Origin of the sequence: Stenotrophomonas oahuensis (assembly GCF_031834595.1) — a bacterium.
GTDB classification, from domain to species: Bacteria; Pseudomonadota; Gammaproteobacteria; order Xanthomonadales; family Xanthomonadaceae; genus Stenotrophomonas; species Stenotrophomonas oahuensis.
Genome location: NZ_CP115541.1, coordinates 3112286 through 3130005, shown reverse-complemented (window position 1 = coordinate 3130005; position 17720 = coordinate 3112286). Strand labels below are relative to the sequence as shown.

Sequence of the window (17720 nt, the reverse complement as noted above, 5' to 3'; positions counted from 1 at the left end):
ATGCGCGTCGCCCTGGCTGCTGCTGCGGTCTCGCCCGGGATGCTGGCCGGACCGGCGGCTGCGGCCACGGCACCGGCCGACAGTGGCGCAGAGATCGGAGGCCTGGGGGCGGCCGATGACGTGATGCTGCCCGCGCCAACCCCGCTGACCGCGCCGCAGACCCTGTACCTGGACGTCACCCTCAACGGCACCCCGCGCGGCCTGCTGCCGTTCACCGAATCGGCCGGCCAGCTGCGCGCCGACCCGGCGGTGCTGCGCCAGCTGGGGTTTGGCGCACGTGGCGACGCGCCGGTGCCGCTGGAACAGATCAGCGGCGTGGTGGTGCGCTATGACGCGGCGATGCAGACGCTGGCACTGGAAGTGCCACTCGAACAGCTGGATCTGCCCACCACCGAGCTCGGCCAGGCGCGCGAAACCACCCGGTGGCCAGTGCGTCACCGGGCGCGCTGCTCAACTACGACCTGTATGCCAGCCAGAACGAGGATGCCGGCAATGTTGCCCTGACCGCCGAGGCCCGCGTGTTCGGCGTGGGCCGCGGCGTGCTGCGCAGCAGCCAGTTGCTGCGTACCTACCAGGAGGGTGATGGCGGCGGCTGGCGCGGCGAGAGCGTGCGCCTGGACAGCCGCTGGGAGATGGATTTTCCGGATCAGGCACTGACCCTTTCGGTCGGCGATTTCTTCAGCGGCTTTGTCGACTGGAGCCGGCCGGTGCGGATGGGCGGCATCCAGATCGGCCGCAACTACGGCCTGCAGCCCTACCGGGTGCTGACCCCGACGCCCAGCTTTCTCGGCGAGGCGGTGGTGCCGTCCACGGTTGAGCTGTATGTGGATGGCCTGCGCCAGTACAACGGCGAAGTGCCGGTCGGCCCCTTTCAGCTGGGCGCGCAACCCGGCATCAGCGGCACCGGCAACGCACAGGTGGTGATCACCGATGCCTACGGCCGCATGCAGACCCTGGATTTTTCCTTCTATGGCACACAGCAGCTGCTCGCCGAAGGCCTGTCCGACTGGTCGGCCGGCATCGGCCGAATACGCCGCGATTACGGGATCCGCTCGTTCTCCTATGACGATGCCACCGTTGGCAGCGCGACCTGGCGGCGCGGGGTAAGCAACCGGTTCACCGCCGAACTGCACGCCGAAGGCGGGGGCGGGGTGGCCAGCGCCGGGGCCGGTGGCTGGTGGCAGCTGGGCCTGGCTGGAGTGCTCAACGCCTCCTACGCGCGCAGCCGCAGCGACGGCCGCGACGGCGGCCAGTGGTCGCTGGGATACAGCTGGAACAATCGGGTGTTCAACGTCAACGCATCCACCCTGCGTACCCACGGCGATTTCCAGGACCTGGGCAGCCTGCAGGGCGCACGCCCACCGGACGTGACCGACCAGGCCACCGCCGGGGCCAGCCTGGGACGGTTGGGGTCATTGAGCGCCAGCTACCTGCGCCTGTCGTACCCGGACGGCGACGACCGCCGCTACGCCAGCGTGTTCTGGAACCGCACGTTCTCCGAGCGCTGGTCGGCCTATGCCTCGTTCAATCAAAATCTGGACGAGAGCGCCGACCGCAGCATCTATCTGTCAGTGTCGGCCAGCCTGGGCCGCAACCGCCAGAGCAACCTGGCCCTGCAGCGTAATGGCGACCGCAACCTGTACACGGTGGATGTCTCGCAACCGGTGCCCGGCGACGGCAGCCAGGGCGGCTATGGCTGGCGGGTGCAGGCACGACACGGCGACGATGGCACCGGCGGACTGGCCGAAGTGGGCTGGTTGAACCGGGTCGGCCGCTATTCGGCCGGTGCCGCGCGTCAGGTCGACAGCACCTTTGCCTACGCCAATGCGAGTGGCAGCCTGGTCTGGATGGGGGGCCATGTGTTCGCCGCGCGCGAAGTGCCCGATGCCTTCGCGGTGGTCTCCACTGACGGCGTCGCCGGCGTGCCGGTGCGCCTGGAGAACCGGCCCATCGGCGTGACCGACCGCAACGGCCTGCTGCTGGTCACCCCGCTGCTGTCGTGGCAGCGCAACCGGCTGTCGATCGACACCCTGGACCTGCCGGCCGACATGCGTGCCGAGCGCGTGGACACGCAGGTCACGCCGCGGCAGAGCGCGGGATTGGGGGTCAGCTTCGGGTTGCGCCGTACGCGTGCCATCACCCTGGTGCTGCACGACCTGCAGGACCAGCCGCTGCCTGCCGGCAGTCAGGTGCGCCTGCCCGACCAGCGCAGCGCCACGGTGGGTTACGACGGCGAGGTGTATCTGGAAGATCTGCCCACGCGGGCGCGGCTGGAGGTGGACACCGCCGAGGGCCGGTGCATCGTGACGGTGCCGCTGGCTGATGCAGCCGGCAGCACGCCATTGCGACTTGGCCCGCTGCGCTGTCAGCCCGGTGCATCACCATGAATCTGAAGGCGCTGCTGGGACTGCTGCTGATGCTGGCCGGCGGACTGCTGGCCGGCACTGCGCGCGCCGACACCACCTGCACGACCACTACGCCGGTGACTGCTGCATTTGGCAACGTGGCCAATGCGGCGGGCAGCCCGACCGTGACCTCCACCAGCTTCACCATCACCTGCAACACCGCCGCGCTCAGCCTGCTGGCCACCGCGTCGGTGCGGGCCTGCATCGGCATCGGCGTGGGCACGACCGGCGTGGCCATCTCGCCCTTACGGCGGATGACCAATGCCAATGGCGACCCAATGTCGTTCCAGCTGTTCACCAACGCCACCTACAGCACCATCTGGGGGCTGACCCCCGGCACCACGCCCGGTCCGCTGGTGGTGGACCTCAACTACTCGGTGCCGCTGCTGACCGGCGGCAGCGGCGCGGTGACGGTAACCATCTACGGCCGTATCCCCGCCAGCCAGACGCTGGCCGCCGGCAGCTACACCACAAGCTTCAGCGGTGCCGACGTGCGCCTGCAGTACGCGTTCAACGAAGTACTGCTGGGCACCGCCACCGCGCCGGCCGCCTGCACCACCACCGCAGGCGTGGCCGGCAACAAGACCGCCACCGGCGGCTTCCCGTTCACGGTCACCGCGACCGTCCTGCCCCAGTGCAGCGCCTATGTCACCACTGACATGGACTTCGGCAGCAATGCCGGGGCCATCACCGGCAATATCGATCGCACCTCGACCATCGGCCTGACGTGCCTGAACCGCACCGCCTACAACATCGCGCTGGACAACGGCCTGTATGCCAACGGCACGGTCAGGCGCATGCGCCATACCACCAACAGCGCGTACTTCATTCCATACGAGCTGTACCGTGACAGCACCCGCACCCAACGCTGGGGCAGCACTGCCAACGTGGACCGCGTCACCGGCACCGGCACCGGCAGCGCCCAGACGCTGACCGTTTACGGGCGCGCCCCTCCCACCAGCGGGGCGGTTGCCGCCGGCAGCTACAGCGACCAGATCAAGGTGACCATCACCTACTGAGCGCTCAAGCGCACCCGGCGCAGGCCGATACCGTGGGCGTCCCCTCGCCTGCCCGCCGGTGCCCATGTCCTTTCGCCCGTTCCTGCCGTGCGTCGCCCTGCTGGCCGCCGCCCTGCCCGCGCTGGCCGCTGCACGGTCGGCCGAATCTGCGCCGGCCCCGGTGCCGTTGCGCATCCAGCTGAAAGTCGTGGATGCCTGCCGCCTGGAACCGGGCTCCGGGGCAGGCGCGTGCGCAACCGCGCACCAGCGCAGCACTCCCGACACCCCCGCCCCGCCGCAGGTACAGGCGTTGACACCGCCCGTGGACGCAGGCCCCGATGCACAACGCGCATGGCACACGCTGACCTTCTGAAACGGCTGGCCGCCGGGCTGATGCTGACCGCCAGCAGCGCCTCACAGGCGCTGGAGGTATCCCCGCTGTCGGTCACCCTGGCACCCGGCCAGCGCGATGACAGCGTGTGGCTGTACAACGACAGCGACCAGCCTTGGCACGGCCAGGCCCGCCTGTACCACTGGGCACAGGGCCCGGACCACGAGCGACTGGAACCGGCCGTTGTGCTGGCCGTCAGCCCTTCCGAGCTGGAGCTGCCCGCGCATGGCCGTCAGCGGGTTCGGCTGGTCTGGTCCGCCGCCAGCCCCACCACCGAGCAGAGCTACCGGCTGGTGCTGCGGGCCGGACAGGACAGTCCGGCCGTGCAGATCTCTCTGCCCGTATTCGTCGCTGGTGCCGATCACCGGGCGGGTCCGGCGCTGGCGGTGAGGGTTCTGCCTGGCCCCGGTCCGGCAGTGCTCGAGTTGTACAATGGCAGCCCTCGCCACGCCCGCCTGTCCGACCTGTCCTTCATTCCCGGACACGGTACGACACAGCCGCTGCTGCCTGGGTTGGCAGGCTACGTACTGGCCGGCCAGACCCGGCAATGGCCTCTGCCCGGGGCTGCCAGCGCCTACGCAGACGGGCGTTTCAGCGCCCGTCTGGGCCAGGACGACCCGGCCTTGCTGGCCCCGCTGGACCCCGCAATTGCACCCGGCACCGGCAGCGGGCTATAATCGACTGGATTTCCCGCGCCTTCGTGTGCAGGAGCCCGCCAACACCGGGCGTCACCGGTGAATACACACCTGCTACTGCCATTCGTGCCGGGGTGCTCCGCAAGGAGTTCGGTCACGGAAGCAGCAGGGAAGCCCAACCCCGGAACCTCCCGCCTCGCGGCGGACCGCCCATTCCCTTTCCCGTGGCGGCCGGTTCCCCATCAGGAGTTTTGCAATGCCCCAGGTCACCATGCGTCAGATGCTGGAAGCCGGCGTCCACTTCGGCCACCAGACCCGTTACTGGAACCCGAAGATGGGCCAGTACATCTTCGGCGCCCGCGGCAAGATCCACATCATCAACCTGGAAAAGACCGTTCCGCTCTTCAATGATGCGATGAACTTCATTTCCAGCGTTGCCCAGAAGCGCGGCACCATCCTGTTCCTGGGCACCAAGCGCAGCGCCCGCGAATCGATCCGCGAAGAAGCCGAGCGTTGCGGCATGCCGTACATGAACCAGCGTTGGCTGGGCGGCACCCTGACCAACTTCCGTACCGTCAAGCAGTCGGTTGCCCGCCTGAAGGAACTGGAAGCCGGCGAAACCGACGGCACCTTCGACAAGCTGGTCAAGCACGAAGTGCTGGGCCTGCGTCGCGAGCGTGACAAGCTGGAAGCCTCGCTGGGCGGCATCAAGGACATGAACCGTCTGCCGGACGCCATCTTCGTCATCGACATCGGCCACGAAGACATCGCCATCAAGGAAGCCAAGAAGCTCGGCATCCCGGTGATCGCCGTGGTTGACACCAACTACAACCCGGAACTGGTCGACTACGCGATCCCGGGCAACGACGACGCCATCCGCGCCGTGCAGCTGTACGCCCGTGCTGCTGCTGACGCCGTGCTGGAAGGCAAGGCTGCTGCTCCGCACGCCGCCAGCGTCCGTGAAGAAGAGTTCGCCGAAGCCGCCGCTGAAGAAGCCAAGCCGGCCCGTCGCGCTCCGGCCAAGAAGGCCGCTGCCGACAAGGGCACCGAGGCCTGATATCGGCCTGCGGTGGGTGCGCGCACCCACCGCGCCCTGTCTGCTGCCGCAGGCGCGACAGGGTCTTTGTCACACGGGCCGGCCACCATGCCGGCCCAACCCCTTTCTTATGTGAGGAATTCCCGTGGAAATCACTGCTTCCCTGGTCAAGGAACTGCGCGAGCGCACTGGCGCCGGCATGATGGAGTGCAAGAAGGCGCTGACTGAAAACAACGGCGACATCAACGCCGCTGCTGAAGCCCTGCGCAAGTCCGGCGCCGCCAAGGCCGACAAGAAGGCTGACCGCGTGGCCGCCGAAGGCCGTCTGGGTCTGGCCCAGGACGGCGGCAAGGCCGTGCTGGTCGAAGTCAACTCGGAAACCGACTTCGTCGCCAACGATGCCAACTTCAAGAACTTCGTCGACGCCGTCGCCGCCGCTGCGCTGGCCTCGGGCGCTGCCGACGTGGAAGCCCTGAAGAGCGCCACCCTGGCTTCGGGCCAGACCGTGGAAGAAGCCCGCGCCACCGCGATCCAGACCCTGGGTGAAAACATCCAGATCCGTCGTCTGGTCAAGGCCGACACCACCGGCAACATCGGTGCTTACGTGCACACCAACGGCAAGGTCGGCGTGCTGGTCGAACTGATCGGCGGCGACGTCGAGCTGGCCCGTGGCCTGGCCATGCACGTGGCTGCCATGAAGCCGCCGCACAACAAGGCGGCTGACGTGCCGGCCGAGTTCGTGGCAAAGGAAAAGGAAATCGAACTGGCCAAGATGTCCGAGAAGGACAAGTCCAAGCCGGCCGAGATCCTGGAAAAGATCATCAGCGGCAAGATCAACAAGATCGTCAACGACGTCACCCTCTACGGTCAGTCGTACGTGCTGGACGGCGACAAGACCGTCGAGCAGGTTGTGACCGCCGCCAAGGCCGACGTCACCGGCTTCCAGCTGCTGATCGTGGGCGAAGGCATCGAGAAGGTGGTGGAAGACTACGCCGCCGAAGTGATGAAGCAGGCCGGCCTGGCCTGATTCTCGCCTTCACGCGATAGCGAAAAAACCCGGCCTCGGCCGGGTTTTTTTGTGGCCTGCATTTGTAGAGCCGGGCTTGCCCGGCTGCTGTTGGTTTTTGGCGAACAGCCGACGATTCAACGGTTTCCGTGTTTGGTCGTACCGGGGTGGGTTTGCGGGACACGCCGTAAACCCATCCATGGGGGCTCGTCAAAAACATCCATGTTTTTGACGGTCCCGCAAACCCACCCCGGCACGCCCCAGACAGATGGTCGGTGGCCATGGGAAATCAACAGCACGTAGCCCCGGTGGGATCGGTCGACAGACGATCGCCGTGAAACGGACAACATCCGGTAACGCATGACAATGGACCGGGGCCGCCGTTGATTTTGATCTCCCATGGCCACCGACCTACTGTCGATGGCGGGTCGGGATGGGCTGGAGGGGGCGTGAGCCGCATGGATGCGGCGATCGAGCTTACATGGACGTACTTGCAGCTTCCCCCGGAACGCCCATCCCGCCCCGCCAAACCAGGTAGCCGATGACCACCGGCTGTTCGCCAAAAGCCAACAGCAGCCGGGCAAGCCCGGCTCTACGTACCGCGTCGAATGCCAGCAATCAAATCAGGGCTTGGTCTGGAAAGTGACTTCTTCGTAGGGCTGCACGACCACCCAGCCTTCGCCGGCGAACTTCAGCTGCAGGCTTTCGCCCGAGCCGCGGCCCAGCAGGGTGCCCAGCGAAATGTCGGTGACGACCTCGGGGGTCAGCGTGCCCGACCAGGCCACGGTCGAATTCGGGTCGGTGAAGATCGGGCCGGTCTGCGCGCTCACCGGCAGGGTCATCGGCTCGTAGTGCGAGGTGATTGCCACGATGCCTTGGCCGCTGAGGCGGATGTTGAACAGACCGCCTGCCATCATCCCCGCCACCTTGCGCATCATCGTGATCTGCGAATCGATGCCGTCTTCGAAGGCCAGCACATCATTGCCGTTGACGAACACCGAGTCGCCTTCCAGGCGCAGCAGGGTGATCTTCTTGCCCATGTCGGCCAGGTAGACCCGGCCCTGCCCTTCAGCCTTCATCAGGCGCAGGCCCTCGCCCGTGGCCAGCTTCTTCAGCAGGTTGCCCACGCCGCGCTCCAGCACCCCTTCGCGGGTGAACTTGACCGCACCCTTGCGTGCCACCATCGCGCCCGACTTGGCCCAGACCCGGCCATCCACCCGGACCTCCAGCATGTAGGGGCTCTCCAGCTCGAAGGCATCCGAACTGAGATCCTTTTCCTGCGTGGCAGCCAGGAATTCCTTGAGCGACTTCACAGCCATGGACAGCAACTTCCTTTTAAGTGAGTGCGCGCATGGTACAGGTTGGGCGGATGTGTTAACAAAGAGATCAGGAGGCCAGCCTGCCCTCAAACCAGGGTGACGAACCTCACGTTTTCGGACATGGCAAGCACTACAGCTCAAATCTGTGACGTACTCCATGTATTCTTGCCACATCATTTCAGTGTTCCTGCCATGTCTCCCGAGCTGACTGCCGCCCTGGCGCTCTGCCGCAACCTGCCTTCGCCGCCCGGAATTGCCCTGCGCATCATCGAGCTGGCCCAGAACCCGGAAGCGGACATCACCACCGCTGCCGATATCATCGGCATCGACATGGCGTTGAGCGCGCGCATGCTGCGCATCGCCAATTCGCCGCTGTACGCCAGCCGCCGCCGGATTGAAAACCTCGGCCAGGCGCTGACCATGCTCGGCCTCAACGCCACTGTCAGCCTGGCCCTGGGCTTCACCGTCACCCGCGACCTGACCGCCCCCGGCCAAGGCCAGGACGTGCGCGAGCGCGCCTGGCGACGCAGCATCCTCAGCGCGCTGGCGGCCAGCCTGCTCGGCCAGGCCCGCGGTCTGCGCAAGGCCGAGGAGCTGATGCTGGCGGGCCTGCTGCAGGACATCGGCATCCTGGTCCTGGCCCAGAGCGAACCGGACCGCTACCTGCCGGTGCTGCGCGCCGCGGCCGACAACGACCAGCTGCTGGCCCTGGAGCGTGAGCAGCTGGACTGCACCCACGCCGAGGTCGGTGCCTGGATGGCCGAGCAGTGGGACCTGCCGCGCTATCTGGTCGACGCCATCGCCCGCAGCGAATCGCCCGAGGCCACCGAGGACAAGTTCCAGGCCTGCGTGGCCGTTTCCGGCGCGGTCGCCGACATCTGGCTGGGCACCGACGCCGACACGGCGCGTGAACAGGCCCTGCAGCGTGTCCACGACACCCTGCAGCTGGACAGCGCCCAGTTCGACCAGGTGCTGGCCCGGATCAGCGAGGCCCTGCCCGATATCGGAGCCCTGTTCGAAACCACCCTGACCTCACCGCTGCGCGTGCAGCAGCTGATCGACCACGCCCAGGAGCTGGCCACCCTGCGCAACCTGCGTGAAATGCAGGACGCGGCCATGGCCCGGCAGCGTGCCGACGAGTTCGAAGCCCGCGCCAACCGGCTGGCCGAGCAGGCCCACCGCGATGCCCTCACCGGCGTACTCAACCGCCGCCAGCTCGAAGCGGTGCTTGAGCAGGAATTCAACCGCGCCACCCGGCACGGCTGGCCGCTGTCGGTGGCCTTCATCGATCTGGACGACTTCAAGAAGGTCAACGACGCCCACGGTCACCTGCTGGGCGATGAAGTGCTGCGCGCCTTCGCCTCCAAGCTGCAGGAACAGCTGCGCAGCAGCGACACCGTGGCGCGCTTCGGCGGCGAGGAGTTCATCGCGCTGCTGCCCAACACCACCGAAGCAGTGGCGCTGGAGGTGATCCGCCGGGTGCTGGCCAACATCGTCAACACCCCGATGGCCGACGTCGGCGGCAGTCCGCTGTACATCACCTTCTCGGCCGGGGTCGCCACCCAGGGCGGCTATGAGCGCTTTGCCGAGGTCCAGGACCTGCTGAAGGCAGCTGACGACGTCCTTTATCGATCCAAGAGCCTGGGCCGCAACCGGGTCATCGCCCGGTCCCCGGATACCGCGCCCGCCTGAACAGGCCTGGAAGGCGTCGCGGCGAACGCTGCCGCGACGCAACAAAATTTCTACGCCGGTTGACGCCGCATCCAGTAGAATTTCCGCGTTTTCCACGCATCCAGAGGCCGTCATGTCCAATCTCACCTATCGCCGCATCCTGCTGAAACTTTCCGGGGAGGCGCTGATGGGAGACGAGGACTATGGCATCGACCCCAAGGTCATCAACCGCCTGGCCCGGGAAGTGATTGAAGCCCAACAGGCCGGTGCCGAAGTGGCCCTGGTGATCGGCGGCGGCAACATCTTCCGCGGAGCCGGCCTGGCTGCGGGCGGCATGGACCGCGTCACCGGTGACCAGATGGGCATGCTGGCCACCGTGATCAACGCACTGGCCATGCAGGACGCGCTGGAAAAGCTCGGGGCCAAGGCCCGCGTGATGAGCGCGATCAAGATCAACGACGTGTGCGAAGACTACATCCGCCGCCGCGCCATCCGTCATCTGGAAAAGGGCCGCCTGGTGATCTTCGCCGCCGGCGTCGGCAGCCCGTTCTTCACCACCGACTCGGGTGCCGCGCTGCGCGCCATCGAAATCGGGGCCGACCTCCTGCTCAAGGCCACCAAGGTCGACGGCGTGTACGACAAGGACCCGAACAAGTACAGCGATGCGGTCCGCTTTGACAGCCTGACCTACGACGATGTCATCACCCGTGGCCTGGAAGTGATGGACACCGCCGCCTTCGCCCTGGCCCGCGACAGCGACCTGCCGCTGCGCGTGTTCGACATGGGCCAGCCGGGCGAACTGCTGAAGATCCTGCACGGCGCGAACATCGGCACCCTGGTGCGCGGCCGCAACAACGCCTGATCGGCGCTTCCGGGTACCGACCAACGGTCGGTACCTACCGGCGGATGCAATACCCCGGTAGGCGACGACCGTTGGTCGTCGCGGCCCCTGCCACCCGGCACCGGTCTTGGTTCACCGGATTTCGCCTATAATCGCCCGATTCTCTGTGACATCCAGGATTCGGGCGATGCTCAACGACATCAAGAAAGACGCGCAAGAGCGCATGGCCAAGAGCATTGACGCTCTTAAGCACACCCTCACCTCCATCCGTACCGGCCGCGCTTCGCCGGCCCTGCTGGAACGTGTCGTCGTCAACGCCTACGGTGCCTCCACGCCGCTGAACCAGGTCGCGACCATCACCAACGCCGACGCCCACTCGTTGCTGGTCACGCCCTTCGACAAGAGCATGGTCAAGGAGATCGAGAAGGGGCTGTACAACGCCGAGTTCACCCCGAACACGCTGGGCACCTCGATCCGCATCAACATGCCGCCGCCGACCGAGGAGCGCCGCAAGGAACTGGCCAAGCAGGTCAAGGGCGAAGGCGAAGGCAGCAAGGTCGCTATCCGCAACATCCGCCAGGACGCCAACAAGGCGATCGCTGCACTGCTGAAGGACAAGGCGATCAGCGAAGACGAAAAGAAGCGCGGCGAAGACGACATCCAGAAGCTGACCGACAAGGCCATCAAGGACGTCGACAGTGTCGTGGCCGATAAAGAAAAGGAACTGATGCAGGTCTGAGCCCATGTCCCAGGCCCCGATCCCTGCTGCCGGCGTGCCCCGCCACCTGGCCATCATCATGGATGGCAACGGGCGCTGGGCGCAGAAGCGTCGCCGTCCACGCGTGATCGGCCATCGTGCCGGCGCGCGTGCGGTCAACCGCACCATCGACTTCTGTCTGGAGCGTGGCATTGCCGCGCTGACCCTGTTTGCCTTCTCCAGTGAGAACTGGGGCCGGCCGACGGAAGAAGTCGACGCGCTGATGAAGCTGTTCCTCAACGCGCTCGAGCGCGAGGTGGATGAGCTGCATCGGCGTGGCGTGCGCGTGCGCTTCATTGGCGAGCGCGAGCGCTTCGGTGCCGGGCTGGTCAGCCGCATGCAGCTGGCCGAACAGCGCACCGCCGACAATACCGCGATGACCCTGAGCATTGCCGCCAGTTATGGTGGCCGCCAGGACATCGCCCGCGCCGCACGCGAACTGGCAATTGAGGTGGCGGCCGGCCGCCTGCTCCCCGAGCAGATCGACGAGGCCCTGCTGGGCAGCCGGGTCGCGCTGGCCGACCTGCCCGCACCCGACCTGTTCATCCGTACCGGCGGCGACACCCGCATCAGCAACTTCCTGCTGTGGCAGCTGGCGTATACCGAACTGTGGTTCACCGATGTGCTGTGGCCCGAGTTCGATGCCACCCACCTGCAGCAGGCGCTGGACGCCTATGCCTCGCGTGAACGCCGCTTCGGCCTGACCAGCGCCCAGATCGCCGCCCTGGCCACCGAGACGTCCCACCCATGACCAAAACCCGAGTCATCGCCGCGCTGATCATGGCGCCGGTTGCCATTGCGGCCATCCTGCTGCTGCCGACCCAGTGGCTGGCCGCCTCCGCCGCCGCCGTGTTCCTGATCGGCCTGTGGGAATGGCTGAAGCTGGCCCAGGTCGAAGACACCCTGGCCCGCACCGTGCTGCTGGTGCTGAACCTGGTGCTGATGGTGCTCATCGTATGGGCCGACGCCGGCACCCTAGTGCTGTACCAGATTGCCACCCTGGCCGGCATCGGCTGGTGGCTGCTGGCCCTGCTATGGCTGCGTTTCTTCACCTTCGGGGCGGAACCGGGCAGCCATGCGCGCACCCTGAAGCTACTGGCCGGCTCGCTGGCGATCGTGCCGGCCTGGGCGGCGCTGGTGCTCATCCATGCCAGCAGCGACAACGGCCACCTGTGGCTGCTGACCGCCCTGGCCATCGTCTGGGCGGCTGACTCCGGGGCGTACTTCGCCGGGCGCACCTTCGGGCGCACCAAGCTGGCTCCGCGGATCAGCCCGAACAAAACCTGGGAAGGTCTGGTCGGCGGCCTGCTGGCTGGCCTGCTGGTCGCGCTGGTGTTCGGCTGGATGGCCGGGGCCACCTCCGACCATCTGCTCGGACTGGTCGTCACCACCGTGGTGGCGGTGTTCGCGTCAGTGCTGGGCGACCTGTACGAGAGCCTGATCAAGCGCCACGCCGGTGCCAAGGACTCGGGCCACATCATTCCCGGTCACGGCGGCGTGCTGGACCGCATCGACGGCGTCCTCGCCGCTCTGCCGGTGTTCGCGCTGGGCAAGGAAATCTTCGGGTTCTGAGCATGCACAGCCCTCCTGCCCTTCGCCAGGTCGCCGTGTTCGGTGCCACCGGCTCGATCGGTGCGTCTGCACTGGATGTGATCGCACGCCATCCCGACCGCTACCGCGCCGCCGTGCTCGCCGCCGGCACCCAGGTGCAGGCGTTGCTGGCACTGTGCGTGGCGCACCGGCCGGATCACGCGGTCATTGCCGATGCAGCGGGCTTCGCGGCCCTGCGCGACGGGCTGCGCGCCGCCGGCCTGTCGACCCAGGCCCACGCCGGACCTGATGCGCTGGATCAGCTTGCCGCCAGCGACATCTGCGACACCGTGGTGGCGGCGATTGTCGGCGCGGCCGGGCTGTCCTCGACCCTGGCCGCCGCCAGCGCCGGCAAGCGCATCCTGCTGGCCAACAAGGAGTCCCTGGTGCTGGCTGGCGAGCTGCTGATGCAGCGCGCCACCGCCGCCGGTGCCGAGATCATTCCGATCGACAGCGAGCACAGCGCCATCTTCCAGTGCCTGCGCTCGCGCGATGCCAGCCTGGACCAGGCCGGCGTGCGCCGTATCCTGCTGACCGCCTCTGGCGGCCCGTTCCGCGGCCGTTCGCGCGCCGAACTGGAGCAGGTCACCCCGGCCCAGGCCGTGGCCCACCCGAAGTGGAGCATGGGCCCGAAGATCTCGGTCGACTCAGCCACGCTGATGAACAAAGGGCTCGAAGTGATCGAGGCCCACCATCTGTTCAACGTGCCAGGCGAACGCATCGAGGTGCTGGTGCACCCGCAGAGCCTGGTGCATTCGCTGGTGGAGTTCATCGACGGTTCCACCCTGGCCCAGCTGGGCCTGCCGGACATGCGCACCACCCTCGCGGTGGGGCTGGGCTGGCCGCAGCGGATCGAATCCGGCGTGGCCGGACTGGATCTGCTGACTCAGGGCCGCCTCGATTTCGAGGCTCCCGACACCGACGCGTTCCCGTGCCTGCGGTTGGCCTGGCAGGCGATGGCGGCTGGTGGCACCGCGCCCGCCATCCTGAACGCTGCCAATGAAGTGGCTGTTTCAGCGTTTCTTCAGGGGCGAATCGCTTTCCTGAACATCCCGGCACTGGTCGCTAACGCCCTCTCAACACTCCCGGCGGGCCCGGCCGATACACTGGAGGGCCTGCTGGCCGCCGACCAGCGCGCCCGCCAGATCACCCAGACCGCCATCGACACGCACTGAATGCCCTTCCCGCCTCTTAACCGCGACGTCCAACATGGGTGAATTCATCGGTTCTGTCTGGTGGATGATCGTCAGCCTTGGTGTGCTGGTGACCTTCCATGAGTTTGGTCATTACTGGGTGGCCCGCCGCTGCGGGGTGAAGGTGCTGCGCTTCTCGGTCGGCTTCGGCAAGCCGCTGTGGATGCGCCGCAACCGCGCCGGCACCGAGTTCGCCATTGCTGCCATTCCGCTGGGCGGCTACGTGAAGATGCTCGATGAGCGCGAGGTCGAAGTACACCCGGCCGAACGCGGCCAGGCCTTCAACCACAAGAGCGTCTGGCAGCGCATTGCGATCGTGGCCGCCGGCCCGCTGGCCAACCTGGTGCTGTGCGTGGCGCTGCTGTGGGCAATGTTCGTCATCGGCAAGCAGGACTACTCGGCCACCATTGGCCGCGCTACCGGCATGGCACTGACCGCCGGTCTGCAGACCGGCGACCGCGTACTCGGCGTGGATGACCGTGACGTGGTCACCGCCGGCCAGGCCAGCATGGCCTTGACCACCGCCGCCATGGACCGCCGCGACGCCACCCTGACCGTTCTGGACGCGCAGCAGCAGGTCCGCACCCGGACCCTGCCGCTGTCGCAGCTGCCGGCCGGCTTCGATGAACGCTGGGTGCCGGCCCTGGCCGGGCTGACCTGGCAGTTCCGCATGCAGCCGGCCCTGGTGGAACGCATTGAGCCCGGCCACCCCGCCGAGGGTGTACTGATGCCCGGCGACCTGCTGCTGGCCGTAGACGGCGTGCGCATTGATTCAGCCGAACAGGTGCCGGCCCAGGTACGGGCGCTGGGCGAGCGCGGCGGCCCCGGCATGATCGAGGTCCAGCGCGGCGCGGACCGGATGGCGCTGGAAATCACCCCGCAACAGGGCAAGGACGCGCGTGGCCAGCCGACCTGGCAGATCGGCGTGGGCTTCCCGCAGAGCAGCGCCCCGGTCTACGACACCACGCTGCAGTACGGTCCGTTGGCCGCCCTGCCCGCCGCCTTGCGCGAAACCGCCCGCGCCACCAGCGATTCGCTGGGCATGATGCGCCGCATGATCACCGGCGCGGCTTCGCTGCAGAACGTATCCGGGCCGGTCACCATCGCCCGCGTGGCCAATGTTTCGGCCCAGCGCGGGCTGGACTGGTTCCTGTGGTTCCTGGCGGTGATGTCGCTCAGCCTGTGCATCATCAACCTGCTGCCGATCCCGATCTTGGACGGCGGGCACCTGCTGTATTACCTTATTGAGTTGGTCAAGGGCAGCCCGCTGAGCGAGCGCGCCATGGCAGCAGGTCAGTACATCGGCCTGGCATTGCTGGCCGGCCTGATGGGATTGGCGTTCTACAACGACATCCTCGGGCTGGCCTCGCGATGAACTTTTTCCTTTTGTCGTCGTCTTATGCGCCGGCATCCCGCAACATTGCATTCGACTCCAACCGGACGTGACATGACGCGACTCCCCAACCGCCGCCTGCTTGCCCTTGCACTTGCCGCCGGTTTCGGCGTGCCGGCCCTGGCCCAGGCAGCCGAGCCCTTCACCGTCAGCGACATCCGTGTCGATGGTCTGCAGCGCATCACCTCCGGTACCGTGTTCACCTACCTGCCGGTGAACCGTGGCGACACCGTGACCGACAGCAAGGTCGGCGAATCGATCCGTGCCCTGTACAAGACCGGCTTCTTCGAGGACGTGCAGCTGCAGCGCCAGGGCGACATCCTGGTAGTCACGGTCAAGGAACGCCCGGCGATCAACAAGCTGACCGTCACCGGCAACAAGGACATCAAGAGCGACCAGCTGCTCAAGGGACTGAGCGACATCGGCCTGAGCGAAGGCGGCACCTTCGACCGCCTCAGCCTGGACCGCGTGACCCAGGAACTGCGCCGCCAGTACAACGACCGTGGCAAGTACAACGTCGAGATCACCCCGACCGTGAGCCCGCTGGACCGCAACCGCGTGGACATCACCATTGCGATCAAGGAAGGCAAGGCCGCCAAGATCCAGCACGTGAACCTGGTCGGCACGGAAAAGTTCGCCTCCGAAGACATCCTGGAAACCTGGGAATCCAAGGAGCACAACTGGGCGTCGTGGTACCGCCGTGACGACCAGTACTCCAAGGAAAAGCTCTCCGGCGACCTGGAAAAGCTGAACTCCTGGTACCTGGACCGCGGCTACGTGGACTTCAGCATCGACTCCACCCAGGTGTCGATCAGCCCCGACAAGCGCGACATGTTCATCACCGCCGGCGTGACCGAGGGTGAGCAGTACAAGATTTCCGAGATCAAGGTCACCGGCGACACCATTCTTCCGCAGGAAGACGTGGAGCGCATGGTCATCCAGAAGCCGGGCGACACCTTCTCGCGTGCGCTGCTGGAGTTCAGCTCGGACACCATCACCAATTCGCTGTCCAACATCGGTTACGCGTTCGCCAAGGTGAACCCGATTCCGACCAGCAACCGCGCCGAGCAGACCGTGGCGATCAACATGCAGGTCGTGCCGGGTCCGCGCGTGGGCGTGCGTCGCATCATCTTCAAGGGCAACACCCGCACCTCCGACGAAGTGTTGCGTCGTGAAATGCGCCAGTTCGAGAACAGCTGGTACTCGCAGGCCGCGATCGACCGCTCGAAGATCCGTCTGCAGCGCCTGGGCTACTTCGAATCGGTGGACGTGGAAACGCCTGCCGTCACCGGCAGCAACGACCAGGTCGACGTGGTCTACAACGTGAAGGAAACCACGTCGGGCAGCTTCGTGTTCGGCCTGGGCTATTCGCAGTCCTACGGCATGACCACCTCGGTGCAGCTGTCGCAGAACAACTTCCTCGGCGGCGGTAACCGCGTGTCGGTGGAAGCCTCGCGCAGCAGCTACCTGCAGCGTTACGGCTTCAGCTACACCAACCCGTACTTCACCGATGACGGCGTGTCGCTGGGCTACAACCTGTCGTGGCGCGAACTGGATTACTCCGACTTCAACACCGCGCAGTACAACAGCACCAACGGTGCCGCGCAGGTGGTGTTCGGCGTGCCGATCACCGAGAACGACACCGTCTCGCTGATGGTGGGCATCGACAGCAACCAGATCACCACGTACCCGGGCTCCACCCCGCAGTCGATCATCGACTACATCGATGCGATCGGTCAGCGCACCTTCCATTCCTGGCGCACGGAGCTGGGCTGGGCGCGCGACACCCGCAACGACTACTTCATGCCGACCCGCGGTACCTACCAGCGTGTTGGCCTGGAAACCACGCTGCCGGGTTCGACGGTCGAGTACTACAAGCTCAACTACCAGATCTCCAAGTACTGGCCGATCATTCCGTCGCTGGTCATCAACACCCGCGCCGAAGTGGGCTACGGCGATTCCTACGGCAATGACACCACCCGGGTAATCACCAATCCGGACGGCACCACCCGCACCGTTACCGCGTCGGGCCTGCCGTTCTACGAGAACTTCTACGCCGGCGGTACCAACTCGGTGCGCGGTTTCGAAGACAACACCCTGGGCCCGCGTTCGGAACCGACGCTTTCCTACAGCCGCGGCCAGCCGCTGGGTGGTTCGCTGAAGACCGTGGGATCGGTCGAAGCCTACTTCCCGCGCCTGTTCGACAGCCCGTCGGCGCGCGTCTCGGCCTTCGTCGACTTCGGTAACGTGTACACCGGCGTGGACAACTTCAAGGCCAACGAACTGCGCGTCTCCACCGGTGTCGCCCTGCTGTGGCGCGCCCCGGTCGGCCCGATCTCGATCAGCTATGCCTTCCCGTTGAAGAAGGAAGATGGCGACGAGATCGAGCGTCTCCAGTTCACGTTCGGCGGGCAGTTCTAACACCCCGCAAACAGCAGAGACGCCGGGCTTGTCCCGGCGTTTTTGTTTTTGCGCGTACGGCCGG

At 66.5% G+C, this 17720-nt stretch carries 14 protein-coding genes and 1 pseudogene; 14 read left to right on the top strand and 1 reads right to left on the bottom strand.

The window, feature by feature from the left end; all coding sequences use genetic code 11:
• The 6 genes and pseudogenes from PDM29_RS13915 (at window position 1) to tsf (ending at window position 6492) form a co-directional block, all read left to right on the top strand.
• Window positions 1–2387, top strand: a pseudogene (locus PDM29_RS13915) (fimbria/pilus outer membrane usher protein).
• Window positions 2384–3424: a Csu type fimbrial protein gene (locus PDM29_RS13910; RefSeq protein ID WP_311190697.1), complete on the top strand. Its 1041-nt coding sequence runs from the start codon at window positions 2384–2386 to the stop codon at window positions 3422–3424. Before PDM29_RS13915 ends, PDM29_RS13910 begins: the two are co-directional and overlap by 4 nt.
• A gap of 64 nt (window positions 3425–3488) precedes the next feature.
• Window positions 3489–3776, top strand: a complete 288-nt coding sequence (locus PDM29_RS13905; RefSeq protein ID WP_311190696.1) for a hypothetical protein — start codon at window positions 3489–3491, stop codon at window positions 3774–3776.
• The gene (locus PDM29_RS13900) at window positions 3755–4471 is read left to right on the top strand and encodes a fimbrial biogenesis chaperone (RefSeq protein ID WP_311190695.1); all 717 of its coding nucleotides are present in this window, start codon (window positions 3755–3757) and stop codon (window positions 4469–4471) included. The genes PDM29_RS13905 and PDM29_RS13900 overlap by 22 nt, the downstream gene beginning before the upstream one ends.
• Window positions 4472–4685: 214 nt before the next feature.
• Window positions 4686–5486 carry a 30S ribosomal protein S2 gene (gene rpsB / locus PDM29_RS13895; protein WP_311190694.1) on the top strand — a complete coding sequence of 267 codons (801 nt, stop codon included), beginning with the start codon at window positions 4686–4688 and terminating at the stop codon, window positions 5484–5486.
• 124 nt (window positions 5487–5610) lie between these two features.
• Window positions 5611–6492: a translation elongation factor Ts gene (gene tsf, locus PDM29_RS13890; RefSeq protein WP_311190693.1), complete on the top strand. Its 882-nt coding sequence runs from the start codon at window positions 5611–5613 to the stop codon at window positions 6490–6492.
• A gap of 602 nt (window positions 6493–7094) precedes the next feature.
• On the opposite strand, the gene PDM29_RS13885 is transcribed toward tsf, so the two are convergent.
• A complete protein-coding gene (locus PDM29_RS13885; RefSeq protein WP_311190692.1) occupies window positions 7095–7790 on the bottom strand; it encodes an AIM24 family protein in 696 nt (231 codons plus the stop codon).
• A 192-nt stretch (window positions 7791–7982) separates the two neighbouring features.
• Here PDM29_RS13885 and PDM29_RS13880 point away from each other — a divergent pair, with 192 nt between their 5' ends.
• From PDM29_RS13880 to bamA, 8 genes are all read left to right on the top strand, one after another.
• Complete coding sequence (locus PDM29_RS13880) at window positions 7983–9482, top strand: sensor domain-containing diguanylate cyclase (RefSeq protein ID WP_311190691.1); 1500 nt, start codon at window positions 7983–7985, stop codon at window positions 9480–9482.
• A gap of 112 nt (window positions 9483–9594) precedes the next feature.
• Window positions 9595–10323: a UMP kinase gene (pyrH, locus tag PDM29_RS13875; RefSeq protein ID WP_311190690.1), complete on the top strand. Its 729-nt coding sequence runs from the start codon at window positions 9595–9597 to the stop codon at window positions 10321–10323.
• Between the two features lie 166 nt (window positions 10324–10489).
• The gene (frr, locus tag PDM29_RS13870; protein ID WP_311190689.1) at window positions 10490–11041 is read left to right on the top strand and encodes a ribosome recycling factor; all 552 of its coding nucleotides are present in this window, start codon (window positions 10490–10492) and stop codon (window positions 11039–11041) included.
• 4 nt (window positions 11042–11045) lie between these two features.
• A complete protein-coding gene (uppS, locus tag PDM29_RS13865) occupies window positions 11046–11810 on the top strand; it encodes a polyprenyl diphosphate synthase (RefSeq protein ID WP_311190688.1) in 765 nt (254 codons plus the stop codon).
• The gene (locus PDM29_RS13860; RefSeq protein WP_311190686.1) at window positions 11807–12631 is read left to right on the top strand and encodes a phosphatidate cytidylyltransferase; all 825 of its coding nucleotides are present in this window, start codon (window positions 11807–11809) and stop codon (window positions 12629–12631) included. The genes uppS and PDM29_RS13860 overlap by 4 nt, the downstream gene beginning before the upstream one ends.
• 2 nt (window positions 12632–12633) lie before the next feature.
• Window positions 12634–13824 (top strand): 1-deoxy-D-xylulose-5-phosphate reductoisomerase, encoded by a 1191-nt coding sequence (locus PDM29_RS13855; RefSeq protein ID WP_311190685.1) that lies wholly within the window; start codon window positions 12634–12636, stop codon window positions 13822–13824.
• Between the two features lie 34 nt (window positions 13825–13858).
• Window positions 13859–15217, top strand: a complete 1359-nt coding sequence (gene rseP, locus PDM29_RS13850) for an RIP metalloprotease RseP (protein ID WP_311190684.1) — start codon at window positions 13859–13861, stop codon at window positions 15215–15217.
• 72 nt (window positions 15218–15289) lie between these two features.
• Window positions 15290–17656 carry an outer membrane protein assembly factor BamA gene (gene bamA, locus PDM29_RS13845; RefSeq protein WP_311190683.1) on the top strand — a complete coding sequence of 789 codons (2367 nt, stop codon included), beginning with the start codon at window positions 15290–15292 and terminating at the stop codon, window positions 17654–17656.
• Window positions 17657–17720 lie beyond the last annotated feature (64 nt).